Origin of the sequence: Actinophytocola sp. (genome assembly GCF_050699915.1) — a bacterium.
In the GTDB taxonomy this organism is placed as follows: domain Bacteria; phylum Actinomycetota; class Actinomycetes; order Mycobacteriales; family Pseudonocardiaceae; genus Actinophytocola.
In genome coordinates this window covers 1-12,842 of the sequence record NZ_JBOHGA010000184.1, presented here as the reverse complement: position 1 = coordinate 12,842, position 12,842 = coordinate 1, and the positions used below count along the sequence as shown (strand labels likewise).

General features: G+C 71.3%; 15 protein-coding genes. 1 reads left to right on the top strand and 14 read right to left on the bottom strand.

The window, feature by feature from the left end; genetic code table 11:
* The coding region (locus ACRDSK_RS25710) for a murein hydrolase activator EnvC family protein (protein ID WP_431443830.1) at positions 1 to 437 on the top strand (437 nt) is incomplete at its 5' end.
* Here the strand turns inward: ACRDSK_RS25710 and ACRDSK_RS25705 are convergent.
* From ACRDSK_RS25705 to ACRDSK_RS25640, 14 genes are all read right to left on the bottom strand, one after another.
* Positions 434 to 1,360: a FliA/WhiG family RNA polymerase sigma factor gene (locus tag ACRDSK_RS25705; protein WP_431443829.1), complete on the bottom strand. Its 927-nt coding sequence runs from the start codon at positions 1,358 to 1,360 to the stop codon at positions 434 to 436. The genes ACRDSK_RS25710 and ACRDSK_RS25705 overlap by 4 nt on opposite strands.
* Positions 1,335 to 2,363: a tyrosine recombinase XerC gene (locus ACRDSK_RS25700; RefSeq protein ID WP_431443828.1), complete on the bottom strand. Its 1,029-nt coding sequence runs from the start codon at positions 2,361 to 2,363 to the stop codon at positions 1,335 to 1,337. Before ACRDSK_RS25700 ends, ACRDSK_RS25705 begins: the two co-directional genes overlap by 26 nt.
* Positions 2,364 to 2,786: 423 nt before the next feature.
* Positions 2,787 to 3,881 (bottom strand): DNA-processing protein DprA, encoded by a 1,095-nt coding sequence (gene dprA, locus ACRDSK_RS25695; RefSeq protein WP_431443834.1) that lies wholly within the window; start codon positions 3,879 to 3,881, stop codon positions 2,787 to 2,789.
* Between the two features lie 1,394 nt (positions 3,882 to 5,275).
* Positions 5,276 to 6,793 (bottom strand): YifB family Mg chelatase-like AAA ATPase, encoded by a 1,518-nt coding sequence (locus tag ACRDSK_RS25690; RefSeq protein WP_431443827.1) that lies wholly within the window; start codon positions 6,791 to 6,793, stop codon positions 5,276 to 5,278.
* Between the two features lie 49 nt (positions 6,794 to 6,842).
* The gene (locus tag ACRDSK_RS25685) at positions 6,843 to 7,223 is read right to left on the bottom strand and encodes a YraN family protein (RefSeq protein ID WP_431443826.1); all 381 of its coding nucleotides are present in this window, start codon (positions 7,221 to 7,223) and stop codon (positions 6,843 to 6,845) included.
* 81 nt (positions 7,224 to 7,304) lie between these two features.
* Positions 7,305 to 7,628: a DUF2469 domain-containing protein gene (locus tag ACRDSK_RS25680; RefSeq protein WP_431443825.1), complete on the bottom strand. Its 324-nt coding sequence runs from the start codon at positions 7,626 to 7,628 to the stop codon at positions 7,305 to 7,307.
* On the bottom strand, positions 7,625 to 8,383 hold the full coding sequence (locus tag ACRDSK_RS25675; protein ID WP_431443833.1) for a ribonuclease HII: 759 nt from the start codon (positions 8,381 to 8,383) through the stop codon (positions 7,625 to 7,627). Before ACRDSK_RS25675 ends, ACRDSK_RS25680 begins: the two co-directional genes overlap by 4 nt.
* A 20-nt stretch (positions 8,384 to 8,403) precedes the next feature.
* Positions 8,404 to 9,384 (bottom strand): signal peptidase I, encoded by a 981-nt coding sequence (gene lepB / locus ACRDSK_RS25670; protein WP_431443824.1) that lies wholly within the window; start codon positions 9,382 to 9,384, stop codon positions 8,404 to 8,406.
* A gap of 9 nt (positions 9,385 to 9,393) precedes the next feature.
* Complete coding sequence (gene lepB, locus ACRDSK_RS25665; protein ID WP_431443831.1) at positions 9,394 to 10,320, bottom strand: signal peptidase I; 927 nt, start codon at positions 10,318 to 10,320, stop codon at positions 9,394 to 9,396.
* Positions 10,321 to 10,510: 190 nt separating this feature from the next.
* Complete coding sequence (rplS, locus tag ACRDSK_RS25660; RefSeq protein ID WP_431443823.1) at positions 10,511 to 10,870, bottom strand: 50S ribosomal protein L19; 360 nt, start codon at positions 10,868 to 10,870, stop codon at positions 10,511 to 10,513.
* Positions 10,871 to 11,029: 159 nt separating this feature from the next.
* On the bottom strand, positions 11,030 to 11,776 hold the full coding sequence (gene trmD, locus ACRDSK_RS25655) for a tRNA (guanosine(37)-N1)-methyltransferase TrmD (RefSeq protein WP_431443822.1): 747 nt from the start codon (positions 11,774 to 11,776) through the stop codon (positions 11,030 to 11,032).
* Between the two features lie 12 nt (positions 11,777 to 11,788).
* On the bottom strand, positions 11,789 to 12,307 hold the full coding sequence (gene rimM / locus ACRDSK_RS25650; protein ID WP_431443820.1) for a ribosome maturation factor RimM: 519 nt from the start codon (positions 12,305 to 12,307) through the stop codon (positions 11,789 to 11,791).
* A complete protein-coding gene (locus ACRDSK_RS25645) occupies positions 12,304 to 12,543 on the bottom strand; it encodes an RNA-binding protein (RefSeq protein WP_431431597.1) in 240 nt (79 codons plus the stop codon). The genes rimM and ACRDSK_RS25645 overlap by 4 nt, the downstream gene beginning before the upstream one ends.
* A gap of 70 nt (positions 12,544 to 12,613) precedes the next feature.
* Positions 12,614 to 12,842, bottom strand: a 229-nt coding sequence (locus ACRDSK_RS25640; protein WP_431443819.1) for a hypothetical protein, incomplete at its 5' end; no start/stop codon positions are given.

Here is a 12,842-nt window from a genome sequence, read left to right as displayed (position 1 = left end):
GGGCCGGCCCGCGGGGCAGCGAGCGCTTCGGCTGGCCGCTGGCTCCGCCGCATCCGGTGGTGCGGGCGTTCGAGGAGCCGTCGTCTCCGTACGGCCCGGGCCATCGCGGTGTCGACCTCGGCGGGATGGCCGGCGCGCCCGTGCTGTCGGCGGGTGCCGGTGTGGTGGTGTTCGCCGGGCCGCTGGCCGGGCGTGGCGTGGTCTCGGTCGACCATTCGAACGGACTGCGCACCACGTACGAGCCGCTGTCCCCAGCCGTGAAGGCCGGCCGGCGGGTGGCGGCCGACGCAGTGCTGGGTCGGCTGCGGGCGGGTCACCGAGGCTGCCCGAGCGCGTGCCTGCACTGGGGCGTCCGCCGTGGCGACGAGTACCTGGATCCCCTGTCGCTGGTGGCCACCGGCCACGTTCGGCTGTTGCCGTGGAAGGAGGAGAGCTAGACCTCGGTCTTCTCGAGCAGCTTGGCGCGCAGCCGCAGCACCGCCCTGGTGTGCAGCTGGCAGACCCGCGACTCGGTGACCCCGAGCACCCGGCCGATCTCCGCGAGGGTCAGGTTCTCGAAGTAGTACAGGGTCACCACGACCCGATCCCGCTCGGTGAGGTGCGCGATCGCCTCGGCGAGCTGGCGGCGGTTGTCCTGGTCGACCAGCAGCGCGACGGGGTCGAGCGCGCCCGGGTCCTCGAGGATGTCGGCGAGCGGCGTGGAGCCGCGCCCCGCCGCGGCGAGCTCGTCGAGCGCGACGACGCTGGTGAGCTGCAGCTGGGCGTAGACGTCGCCGAGCTCGATGACGGAGAGCCCGAGCTCCTCGGCGAGCTCCGCGTCGGTCGGCGTGCGGCGCAGCTGGGCGCCGAGGCGCTCCAGCGCGCGCTCGACCTCGCGGGCCCGGCCGCGGACCGACCTCGGCACCCAGTCCTGGGCACGCAGGTCGTCGAGGATGGCGCCGCGGATGCGCTGCATGGCGTAGGTCTCGAACTTCAGGCCGCGCTCGGGCTCGAACTTCTCGATGGCGTCGACGAGCCCGAAGATGCCGGACTGGATCAGGTCGGCGACCTCGACGTGCGCGGGCAGGCCCGTGCCGACCCGGCCGGCGACGTACTTGACCAGCGGCGCGTAGTGCAGCACCAGGCGGTCGCGCAGCCGCTGCTCGCGGCGCTTGCCGAAGGCGCGCCACAGCGCGACGATGCCCGCCTCGACATCGTCGAAGGTCCGCTTGTCACCGGGCAGCACGCCGGCGGTCTCCCCGACGCCGAAGCTCACGGCATGACCGTTGGTCGCCCCAGCCGGCGGCCTGCCGATGGGCGTCTGCCCCGGTGTCCCGATGCCTTCACCTGCGTCATCAGGAGCGTGGGTGGGCTCGGTCATGAATCGCCTTCAGCCGTTCGACGGTCACGTGTGTGTATAGCTGGGTGGTAGCGAGCGTAGCGTGACCAAGAAGCTCCTGGACGCTCCGAAGATCCGCACCACCTTCGAGCAAATGCGTCGCGGCAGAGTGACGCAGACCGTGCGGCCCCATGACGGGGGCGCCCGGCACCGCACCCAGCGCTCCGTGCACGATACGTCGAACGCTTGCAGGTTGGAACCTGCCACCACGAGCGCCCAGCAGGAGCGCAGGTGGGGACGTAGACCGTGCCAGCGCAGGTCGTCCCCGTGCGAGCCACGCCCGCACCGCCCGCTCGGCCGGCTCGCCGAACGGCACCGTCCGCTCCTTGCCGCCCTTGCCGAAGACCACGACCACCCTCCGGCGAAGATCGACATCGTCCACATCCAGGCCGCACAGCTCGGACACCCGCACGCCGGTCGCGTACAGGAGCTCCAGCAGCGCGTGGTCACGCAGCGCTACCGCGTCCTCCTGCGCCGCGCCCGATTCGGAGGCCTGCAGCAGGTCGCTCGCCTGGTCCTGCCGCAGCACGGACGGCAGCGTCCGGTGCGGCCGGGGCGACGCCAGCCGCGCGCCCGGGTCCGTCGCGAGGTGCCCGCGCCGTTGTGCCCACGCCGTGAACGTCCGAGCCGCCGCCGAGCGGCGAGCGAGCGTGGTGCGGCTCGCACCGCCGCCCCGCAACGCGGCGAGCCACGCCCGCAGCACCGGAAGCTCGAGCGCCTCGATCCCGCGCCCTCGGCTGTGGTCGACTCCCTCAGCTGCCGGGTCCACCGCCGGCAGACCGTGCAGGAACCCGAGCAGCGACACGACGTCGCCGACGTATGCCCGCACCGTGTGCGCCGAGAGCCCGCGTTCGAGGGCGAGGTGCCGCTCGTAGGCATGCACGACCTCGACGACCGGCGGCGGCAGCGCACCGCGGATCCGGTGGAGATCGACCCGCTTCCGACGCGCGGACGAAGATCCTGGCACCCCTCGACGCTCCGCCATGACCGGGGACGGAGTCAAGCACCGCCACGCCGCCAGACGCGATCAGCCCGCCACCGCGATCGGCCAGCCGCCCTTACGACCGCACCACGCAGGAGCCGGCCTGCCTCCGTGCGGTCGGTCCGCCGCCACGCAGGGCCTTCCCTCCGCCGAGCCGGGCAGCTCCACCCGCAACGCGCGCCGGCCAGCCGCCACGCCGAGTCCGCTCGCCGTCACACAACACCTGGCCCGCCTCCGTGCAGTCGGTCCGCCACCATGCCGGACCATTCCGCCGCCGGCCAACTGCCGTATGAGGCCGGCCCACCGCCGCGCGGCCGGCCGACTGCCAGGCCAGGCCCGTTCGCACTGCGCAAGGCCTCCTCCGCTTCGTGCGGTCGGTTCGTCGTCGTGCCAGGTCATTCCGCCGCGTGCGGGGTCGGTGCGGCGTTAGGCAGGGGCCTGGCGCCATCCCTCCTCACATCGTTCGGCCAGGCCGGTGAGTTCGAGCTCTGGCAGGAGCGCGCGGACCCGGTCGAGCGGGACGCCTGACTCGACGGCCACCTGCGCGGTGCTGCGAGCCGTACGGCGACGGAGTGCCTCGTGCACACGTAGGGCGTCGTCGCCGAGGCCGTCGGTTCGGCGGCGCGGGCCGTCCGGCCGGTCGACGAGGTGCTCCCCGACCGGGCCGACGGCCTCGAGGACCTCCGCGACCGATCCGGCGAGCATCGCGGCGCCGGTACGGAGCAGGTCGTGACAGCCGACCGACGTCGCGGAGGTGATCGGTCCTGGCACCGCCATCACCACCTTCCCGAGCGCGGCGGCGGTGGTCGCGGTGTTGCGGGCGCCGCTCCGCACGCCGGCCTCGACCACGACCGTTCCTGTCGACAGCGCCGCGATCAGCCGGTTGCGGACGAGGAACCGGTGCTTGGCGGCGTGCGTGCCGGGCGGGTACTCGCTGAGCACCAGGCCGCGCTCGGCGATCCGGTCGAGCAGCGTCGCGTGGCCGGACGGGTAGTTGACGTCCACGCCGCAGCCCAGAACCGCGACGGTGCGGCCCTCGGCGTTGAGCGCGCCGCGATGGGCCGAGCCGTCGATGCCGTACGCGGCGCCCGACACGACGGTCATGCCGGCGGACGCGAGCCCGTAGCCGACCTCGGCGGCCACGTGTTCGCCGTAGGGAGTGGCCGCCCGCGCACCGACGACCGACACGGCCCGGTCGAAGGTGTCGGCAAGGGTTGCGGGCCCGCGCGCCCAGAGCCCGAGCGGCGTGCCGGACCAGCGCTGCCCCCGATCCGCCGCGGCGGCGAGGCAGAGCAGTTGCCAGGCGGGCCACTCGTCGTCCTCGGGCACGACGAGGCGGGCACCGACCCGAGCGGCGTCGGCCAGGTCGCCGGCGGCCTGGTCGAGGTGCCGTCGAGCGGAGGTCTCGGCCAGCACGGCCGGCGGTACGTCCGCCGCCCGGACGCGCGCGGCCGCCACGACTGGCCCCACCGCGTCGACGAAGGTGAGCAGTGCGGTGGCCGGCGGCTCGGCCACGCGCATGAGGTACGCCCGCGCCAGAAGGACTTCCTCGCCGAACGGCTGGGTCGCGCTGAGGCCGCCGGTCGCCGGTTGCTGGTGCCGTTCCGAGGGCTGGTCGCTTGGGCGAGTGCGGTCGGGCGTCTCGGCTGGAGTGGCCAAGCGGGTCACGCGTGACGCCGCCGAGTGGTCTGTTGGGTTCGAGGTTGGCGGGTCGGCTGTCGAGAGCTGGCTCTTCGGCGATCGGCTCGGCACGTGATCAGGAGCCGTGGCCGCCAGACTCGGCGGGTGCGGATCTCCGAGGATCGGATTGATCCTCGGACGCGACGTGACCGGTCGGGATGAGTGTGGGGAGCGCGTGTTGTCCCCGGCGGGCGGATCGTCTGTAGAGGTGAGTCGGCAGGCGGAGTCGACGTGCGTCCGCGGATGGCCCTGCGGAGATCGACCCGACGAGGCATCGGGAGCCGTGGCCATCGGACTCGGCGGATGCGGATCTCCTACGGACGCATCGATCATCGGCGGTGAGCTGACCGATCGGGGTAGGTGCGGGGAGCACGAGTTGTCGCCGATGGGCCGATCGTCTGTAGAGGTGAGTCGGCAGGCGGAGTCGACGTGCGTCCGCGGATGGCCTTGCGGAGATCGACCCGCCATCTGATTGGGAGGCGTGACACTCGGACTCGGCAGGTACGGATCCCCGACGAACGGATCGATCATCGGCGGCGAGCTGACCGATTGGGGTAGGTGCGGGGAGCACGAGTTGTCGCCGGTGGACGCATCGTCGGTGGACGTGGATCCGCAAGTGGGGTCGGCGTGCGTCCGCGGATGGCCTTGCGAAGATCGACCCGCCATCTGATTGGGAGGCGTGACACTCGGACTCGGCGGGTGCGGATCCCCGACGAACGGGTTGATCTTCGACGGCGAGCTGACCGGCCGGGGTAGGTGCGGGGAGCACGAGTTGTCGCCGATGGGCCGATCGTCTGTAGAGGTGAGTCGGCAGGCGGAATCCGCGCGGGTCCGCGGATGGCCCTGCGGAGATCGACTCGACGAGTGATCGGGAGCCGAGGCCATCGGACTCGGCGGGTGCGGATCCCCGAGGAACGGATCGATCTTCGACGGCGAGCTGGCCGATTGGGGCGAGTGTGAGGAGCACGAGTTGTCGCCGGTGGGCGCATCGTCGGTGGACGTGGATCCGTAAGTGGGGTCGGTGTGCGTCCGCGGATGGCCCTGCGGAGATCGACCCGCCGGCGGGTGCGGATTCCCGAGGATCGGGTTGATCTTCGGGGGCGAGGTGGCCGATCGGGGCGGGTGTGAGGAGAGTGTGGCTTCGCCGGTGCGGGGTTTGTCGGTGGAGGTGGGTCGGTGGGTGGGGTCGGCGGGTGTCCGCGCTCGGTCGATTGGTGGGGTTGGTTCGGTGGTCGTCATGCGGATCTCCGGTCTCGGAATTCCAGGGCGGCGGCTACGTGGTCTGCTTCGGGGCGGTCGGCTTCTGCCAGGTCAGCCAGAGTCCAGGCGACTCGAAGGCAGCGGTCGGCGCCTCGGGCGGTCACCGCGCCGGTGGCTAGGACTCGGTCGAGCAGGGCGGTGACCTTGTGGGGTAAGCCGAACTCGCGGCGCAGGATCGGGCCTGGCGCCTGTGCGTTGGTGAGCCAGCCGTGCTCGTGCCAGCGGTCCGCGGCCCGGCGTCTCGCCTTGTCCACGCGGGCGCGCACGACAGCGGTCGACTCGGGTGTGGAGACCTCGGCGCTCGACATCGCGGTGATCGGGCGCATGCGGACCCGCAGGTCGACGCGGTCGAGGAGCGGACCGGACAGACGGCCCAGGTAGCGGCGCCGCTCATGCGGCGAGCAGGTGCAGTCCAGCTCGCGGGGCGGCGCGCACGGGCACGGGTTCGTGGCGAGGACGAGCTGGAAGTTGGCCGGGTAGCGAGCGACGCCATCCCGTCTCGCCAAGCGGACCTCGCCTTCTTCGAGTGCGGTTCGCAGCGCCTCCAGTCGGTTCGGGCCGAACTCACAGGCCTCGTCCATGAAGAGGACGCCGTGGTGTGCCTGGCTGATCGCGCCGGGTTTGGCGAGACCTGAACCGCCACCGACCAGGCCCGGCACCGAGGTGGAGTGATGCGGCGCGACAAACGGGGGAACTGTGATCAACGGTGCAGCCGGCGACAGCAGGCCGGCTATCGAGTGGACGGCCGTGACCTCGAGCGCCTGCTCCTCGTTCAGCGGGGGCAGCAGGCCGGGAAGTCGCTTGGCGAGCATCGTCTTGCCCGTGCCGGGCGGGCCGTTCAGCAGCAGGTGATGTCCGCCGGCCGCCGCGACTTCCAACGCCCAGCGTGCCTCCGGCTGGCCGAGGACGTCCGCGAGGTCGGGAACGTCGTCAGCCTCGGTCGATCGTGGTCGCGGAGCCGGCCTGAGCAGCGAGTCTGTCTCGCCGCGGAGCGACGACAGAACCTCGACCAGGGTGTTCGCGCCGCGAACGTCCAGGTCGGTGACCAGGGCGGCCTCGGAGAGGGCCGACGCGGGCACGACGGCGCGGCGCAGGCCGGCCCGGCGGGCGGCCAGCAGGCCGGGGAGTACGCCCCGGACGGCGCGGATGCGTCCGTCCAGGGCCAGCTCTCCGATGAGAGCCATGCCGGTGAGCACCTCGGGTGGCACGCGGTCGGCGGCTGCCAGGACGGCACAGGCCAGCGCCAGGTCGTAGCCCGAGCCGCCCTTCGGGAGGGCGGCCGGCGACAGGGCCAGGGTGACGAGCTCACCGGGCCACTCCTCGCGGCTGTTCCGGATGGCGGCGCGAACGCGCTCCTTGGCCTCGTTGAGGGAGGCGTCGGGAAGGCCGACGATCTGGGTTCGCGGGCGGCCGCCGCCGATGTCGGCCTCGATCTCTACCGCCACGCCGTCGACACCGAACAGGGCCACCGACCACGCTCGGGCTAGCGGCATGGGAGCGCACCTCCGACAGGCAGGAGGCGCCCGGTCAGCGCGGGGCGCATCAGAACGCGCCCTTCAGGTGGTGGATTCTCGGGGGTTCGCCTGGGGGCCAGGTGATCGAGATGATGTCGAAGCGTTCCTCGCACCAGCCGACGTCGTGTGTGGTTCGCCAGCGTCTGGACAGGCGGCGGATTCGGTTGGCCTTCTCGTCGGTCACCGCTTCCGCGGGGTGGCCGAAGTTGGTGCTGGACCTGGTCTTGACCTCGCAGATGATCAGGCGCCGCCGGTCCGTGGCGATGAGGTCCAGCTCGCCTTCCGGGCAGCGCCAGTTTCTGTCCAGCACCACCAGGCCGCGGCTCTCCAGATAGCGCGCGGCCACCGCTTCGCCGCGTTCGCCGGTACGCAGATGTGGTGCGCTCGGTCGGGTCGTGTCAGCCGTCATGGCTTCGACGTTCCCGGGTGCGGGCGGTGGGTGCCAGCGGTGGGGCGCGAACTGTGGACAGGTCCGCGGACTGTGGATAACTCAGGTGCCGAACGGGCCCTCTTCGGGCAGCCGAAGATCCGGCTTGTCCAGCTCCTCGACGTTGACGTCCTTGAACGTGATGACCCGGACGTTCTTCACGAAGCGCGCCGGCCGGTACATGTCCCAGACCCACGCATCCGACATCCGTACCTCGAAGTACACCTCGCCGTCGGAGTCGCGCACCTGCACGTCCACGCCGTTGGCCAGGTAGAACCGCCGCTCGGTCTCCACGACATAGGAGAACTGGCTCACGATGTCGCGGTACTCCCGATAGAGCTGCAGCTCCATCTCGGTCTCGTACTTCTCGAGATCCTCCGCACTCATGCGGTTACGCGCTCCTCAGGATCGACGGGGGCGGATCCCCCATTCTGAACCACGGCGGACGCCGCCACACTCAAAGACACCGGATGTGGTGCCCGCAATCCGTGCGCGAGACCCGCCATCGCCACGTTCACGTACGACCAACGGTGCATCGCGCTCGGCCCGTGCTCGGTCAGCGCCGCCCCATGTTCGCGGGTGCAGTACCCCTTGTGCTCGTCGAACCCGTACATCGGCAGGTCCTCGTGCAGCCCGGCCATGATCCGGTCGCGGGTGACCTTCGCCAGCACCGACGCCGCGGCCACGCAGGCCACCGCCTGGTCACCCTTGATCACCGGCATGCTCGGCGCGGTGAGGCCCGGCACCCGGAAACCGTCGATGAGCACATACCCAGGGTGTGTCCGCAGCTGGGCGATCGCCCGGCGCATTCCCTCGATGTTGGACACGTGTACGCCGATGAGGTCGACTTCCTGCACCGGGACGATCACCACCGCGTAGTCGATCGCCCGCGCTGTCACCCGATCGAACATTCGATCCCGTGCGGCGGCGGTCAGCAGCTTGGAGTCGGTCAGCCCCTCGAACCGGGCGGCGTCACCCGGCTTGAGCACGCAGGACGCGATGACGAGCGGGCCCGCGCAGGCACCTCGGCCGGCCTCGTCGACGCCCGCCACAGGGCCGAGCCCGCGCCTGTCGAGGGCGGACTGCAGTCCCCAGTTGCCGGTCTCCCGCCGCAGCACGACGCGCGGCGGGCGGGACTCCAGCCAGTCCAGGTGGGCCAACGTCACGGTTCGTCTCCCGCGGATCTCGCAGCGGTCCGGAGCGTGGTGCGCACCCGCCGGCCGAGCCACAGCGCCGGCCAGGCGGCGAGGAGCCCGCCGCCGAGCGGGAAGCCGTACTGGATCCCCAGCGCCGCCGCGTCGCCGACATCCTGTGGGTTGTGGTCGCCGACGCCTTGCCAACGCGCCGGCGGCAGCACGACCCAACGCACCTTGCCGATGACATTGTCCACGGGCACCAGACCGTTACGTCCACCGCCGCCCTGATAGCGGGAGTCGCTGGAGTTGTTGCGGTTGTCCCCCAGCACGAACAGCATCCCGTCGGGCACGTCGATCGGCGCGAACGACGCCTGCTTCGGCTCGGCGGTGGGCGTCCAGTAGACGTAGGACTCGTCGAGCGGCTTGCCGTCCACGAGCACCCGGTTCTGGTCGTCGCAGCACTCGACCCGCTGGCCGCCGACCGCGACGATCCGCTTCACGACGTCGTCCTCGTCCGGCGACGCGAGGCCGAACGCGGCACCGACATCCTGCAGCCAGGAGACGAACGCGTTGCTGGAGCGGTTGGACTGGAACTCCGACTGGTTCCAGGTGCCCGGCCGCTTGAACACGACGACCTCACCCGGCTCCGGCTCGCCGAAGCCGTAGACCAGCTTGTCCACCAGCACGCGGTCCCCGTAGCAGCCGGGGCAGCCGTGCAGGGTCGCCTCCATCGACTCGGACGGGATCACGAACACTCGCGCGACGAAGGTCTGGATGAGCAGCGCGAGGAGCAGCGCGACCCCGATCAGGATCGGCAGCTCCTTCCAGAACGAGCGCTGCTTCCTCTTCCGGCGCGGTTTCGCGGGGGGCTCGGCACCGGGTTCACCATCGGGCTCCGCGTCGGACTCGGCGGACTTCTCCGCGTCTCCGTCGCGCCGCCGGTTGGTCGAGTCGTCCCCCTCGTCCTCGTTGTCCCTGTTGTTCCTGGAATGTGCGACGTCGACCACCCGTGCAGACTACCGGTGCTCCACCGGCGGATCGTCGCCCCGCGTCCCGCGTGGCGGGCGGATCACCCACCTGATCCGGCGGCCGACCCACAACATCGGCCACGCGGCGACCAGACCGACACCGGCGGGGAGACCCTGCTGCCAGGCGGGCGCGCCGAGCGCGAACGGAATGCCGCCCTGGGGGTTGTGGTCGCCGACGCCCTGCCAGCGCGAAGGCGGCAGCACGACGAAGCGGGCCTTGCCGATCACGTTGTCGATGGGGACCACGCCACGGATGCTGCCGCCGCCCTGGCAGCGGGAGTCACACGAGTCGGAACGGTTGTCCCCCATGACCCAGAGCGTGCCCTCGGGCACGAGCACCGGGTCGAAGCGCTGCTGGGCGTCCGGCTTGCCGTTGAGCCAGTACACGTAGGGCTCGTTCAGCGGCCGGCCGTCGACCAGCACGCGCATTCGGGCGTCGCAGCACTGGACGGTCTGCCCGCCGATCGCGATCACGCGCTTGACGAAGTCGCGCTCGTCCGGCGGCGCGAGGCCGACCACGGCGCCGATCGACTGCAAGGCGTTGGTGACGACGTTGCCGGATGGCGGCGCCTGGATGTCGTTCTCGGTCCAGGTGTTCGGGCCCTTGAAGACGACCACGTCGCCGGGCGACGGGTCGGTGAACGCGTAGGTGAGCTTGTCCACCAGGACACGGTCGCCGGTGCAGCCGGGACAGCCGTGCAGCGTCTTCTCCATCGACCCGGACGGGATCGAGTAGACCCGCCCGATGAAGTGCTGGATCACGAAGGTCAACAGCAGCGCGACAGCGAACAGGGTCAGCAGTTCCTGCCAGAGCGGCTTCTTCTTGAGAGGCCGGCGATGCTTGCCCCGCTTGGACTTCGGGTCGCCATCGGGGCGCTCCGGGCGCTCCCGCTCCGGGAGCACGTCGCCCGGCACCGCACCGTTCGCGTGGTGGCCGTTGGAACGATCCGGAGCTTCCGGACGCCATACCTGCGGCTCGATGAACTCATCGATCCTGGGGATCAGGTCGGTACGCTCCGAGTCGTCCTCCGGCGACTGCGCGTGCACGGGGATGGCCACGGAACCAGGTTACGGGAGATGCCGCTCGCGGGCGTCAAGCCGCCGGTCAGGAGGTCGGCGCGGCCTCGCGCTTCTCCTTGATCTTGGCAGCCTTGCCGCGGAGCTCGCGCAGGTAGTAGAGCTTCGCCCGCCGCACGTCGCCGCGCCGGTCGATCTCGACCTTGGCGATGTTCGGCGAGTGCACCGGGAAGGTGCGCTCCACGCCGACGCCGAAGGAGATCTTGCGCACGGTGAAGGTCTCCCGGATGCCACCGCCCTGCCGGCGGATGACGACGCCCTTGAAGACCTGGACCCGCTCGCGGGAGCCCTCGATGACTCGGACGTGGACCTTCAGCGTGTCGCCCGGCCGGAAGTCCGGGAGGTCGGAGCGCAGCGACTTGGCGTCCAGTGCATCCAGGGTGTTCATCGGTGTATCCGTCCTCGTGTCGTTCTCATGTCCCGGGCGCGACTGAAACCATCTCTCAGTCGACATCTGGGGGATCAACGTGGCTTGCGCCGAGGCGCCACCCGGCCGCAACAACTGGCCAAGTATGTCATGCACGAACAGCGGTCCCGAAGCCGGGGATCAGTCGGCTCCGCGCAACCGCTCCAGCTCGGCGCGGTCGCGGGCGTCCAGGTCGTCGTGCGGCAACGCGTCGAGCAGCCCCGGACGACGGTGGAACGTCCTGGCCAGCGCCTGGTCGCGGCGCCACCGGTCGATGGCGCCGTGGTTGCCCGACCGCAGCACCTCGGGCACCGGGAGGTCGCGCCACACCTCGGGGCGGGTGTAGCTGGGCCCTTCGAGCAGGCCGTCGGAGAACGAGTCCTGCTCGGCCGAAGCCGGGTTGCCGAGCACGCCGGGCAGCAGCCGCGCCACCGCCTCGACGATCGCCATGACGGCGACCTCGCCGCCGACGAGGACGTAGTCGCCGATCGACACCTCGTCGACCGGCATCCGGCGGGCGGCGTCGTCGAGGACCCGCTGGTCGATCCCCTCGTAGCGGCCGCAGGCGAACAACAGCCACTCCTCCCCCGCGTACTCGCGGGCGAGTGCCTGGGTGAACGGGCGGCCGGCGGGAGTCGGCACGACGAGGCGTGGAGTGCCCGCGGCGCACAGCTCGTCGAGCGCCTCGCCCCACACCTGCGGCTTCATGACCATGCCGGGGCCGCCGCCGTACGGGCTGTCGTCGACCGCCTTGTGCACGTCGTGGGTCCACTTCCGCAGGTCGTGGACGTCCAGGGTGAGCAGGCCGCGATCGATCGCGCGGCCGAGGAGCGCCTGGCGCAGCGGGTCCAGGTACTCGGGAAAGATCGTGACTACGTCGATTCGCATGTCGATGCGCCTCTAGGTCAGCAGGCCTTCGGGCGGGGTGAGCACGACGCGGCCGCCCGGGAGGTCGATCTCGGGGACGATCTCCCGGACGAACGGGACCAGTGCCTCGCCGCCCTCCGCCAGGTCGAGGACGAGCAGCTCGCCGCCCGGGCTGCGGGCGATCTCGCGGACCTTGCCGACCTCGGTGCCGTCCTCGAGCACCGCTGCGAGACCCTCCAGCTCGTGGTCGTAGAACTCGTCGGGGTCCTCGCTCGGCGGCAGGTCGACGGCGTCGACGAGGAGCTGGGCCCCACGTAGCGTCTCGGCGACCGTGCGGTCGGGGACCTCCTCGAAGCGGACGAGCAGGCGGCCGGAGTGCGCCCGGACCGCGGACACCGTCAGGGCGCGGACGGAACGGTCCCGGAGCCGTGCGTTCAGCACGGCCCCGGGACTGAAGCGTTCGTCCGGTGCGTCGGTGTGCACGTCTACGGCGAGCTCGCCGCCGATGCCGTGGGCCTTGGCGACGCGGCCCACCAGGAGCTCGGTCGTCACTGGTCGGTGTCGACGACGTCCACTCGGATGCCGCGGCCGCCGATGCCGGCCATGACGGTGCGCAGCGCGGTCGCGGTGCGGCCGCCACGGCCGATCACCTTGCCGAGGTCCTCCGGGTTGACGTGCAGCTCGAGCGTGCGACCGCGGCGCGTGGTCACCAGCTCGACGCGCACGTCGTCGGGGTTGTCGACGATGCCGCGCACCAGGTGCTCGAGAGCGTCGGCCAAGAAACTCACGTCGACCCCTCACAGGCTCGGTGTCGCCGCTCGCGGTCGCCCTGTGTCAATGGTTCGCTCGCTAGCTCGCTCACGACTTGTCCGCGGGCTTCTCGGCCTTCTCCTCCGCCTTGCCCTCGGCCTTCGCCTCGGCCTTCGCCTCGGCCTTGCCGTCCGCCTTGGCCTCGTCCTTCTTGGCCTCGTCCTTCTTGGCCTCGTCCTTCTTGGCCTCGTCCTTCTTGGCCTCGTCCTTCTTGGCCTCGTCCTTCTTGGCCTCGTCCTTCTTGGCCTCGTCCTTCTTGGCCTCGTCCTTCTTGGCC

What these genes read in the sequence shown, in the direction of transcription:
- ACRDSK_RS25705 (WP_431443829.1), bottom strand. Translation starts at nt 1,360, where the DNA reads ATGACCGAGCCCACCCACGCTCCTGATGACGCAGGTGAAGGCATCGGG.
- dprA (WP_431443834.1), bottom strand. Translation starts at nt 3,881, where the DNA reads ATGCGCGTGGCCGAGCCGCCGGCCACCGCACTGCTCACCTTCGTCGAC.
- ACRDSK_RS25690 (WP_431443827.1), bottom strand. Translation starts at nt 6,793, where the DNA reads ATGCCGCTAGCCCGAGCGTGGTCGGTGGCCCTGTTCGGTGTCGACGGC.
- rplS (WP_431443823.1), bottom strand. Translation starts at nt 10,870, where the DNA reads ATGAACACCCTGGATGCACTGGACGCCAAGTCGCTGCGCTCCGACCTC.
- ACRDSK_RS25680 (WP_431443825.1), bottom strand. Translation starts at nt 7,628, where the DNA reads ATGAGTGCGGAGGATCTCGAGAAGTACGAGACCGAGATGGAGCTGCAG.
- trmD (WP_431443822.1), bottom strand. Translation starts at nt 11,776, where the DNA reads ATGCGAATCGACGTAGTCACGATCTTTCCCGAGTACCTGGACCCGCTG.
- ACRDSK_RS25685 (WP_431443826.1), bottom strand. Translation starts at nt 7,223, where the DNA reads ATGACGGCTGACACGACCCGACCGAGCGCACCACATCTGCGTACCGGC.
- ACRDSK_RS25700 (WP_431443828.1), bottom strand. Translation starts at nt 2,363, where the DNA reads ATGGCGGAGCGTCGAGGGGTGCCAGGATCTTCGTCCGCGCGTCGGAAG.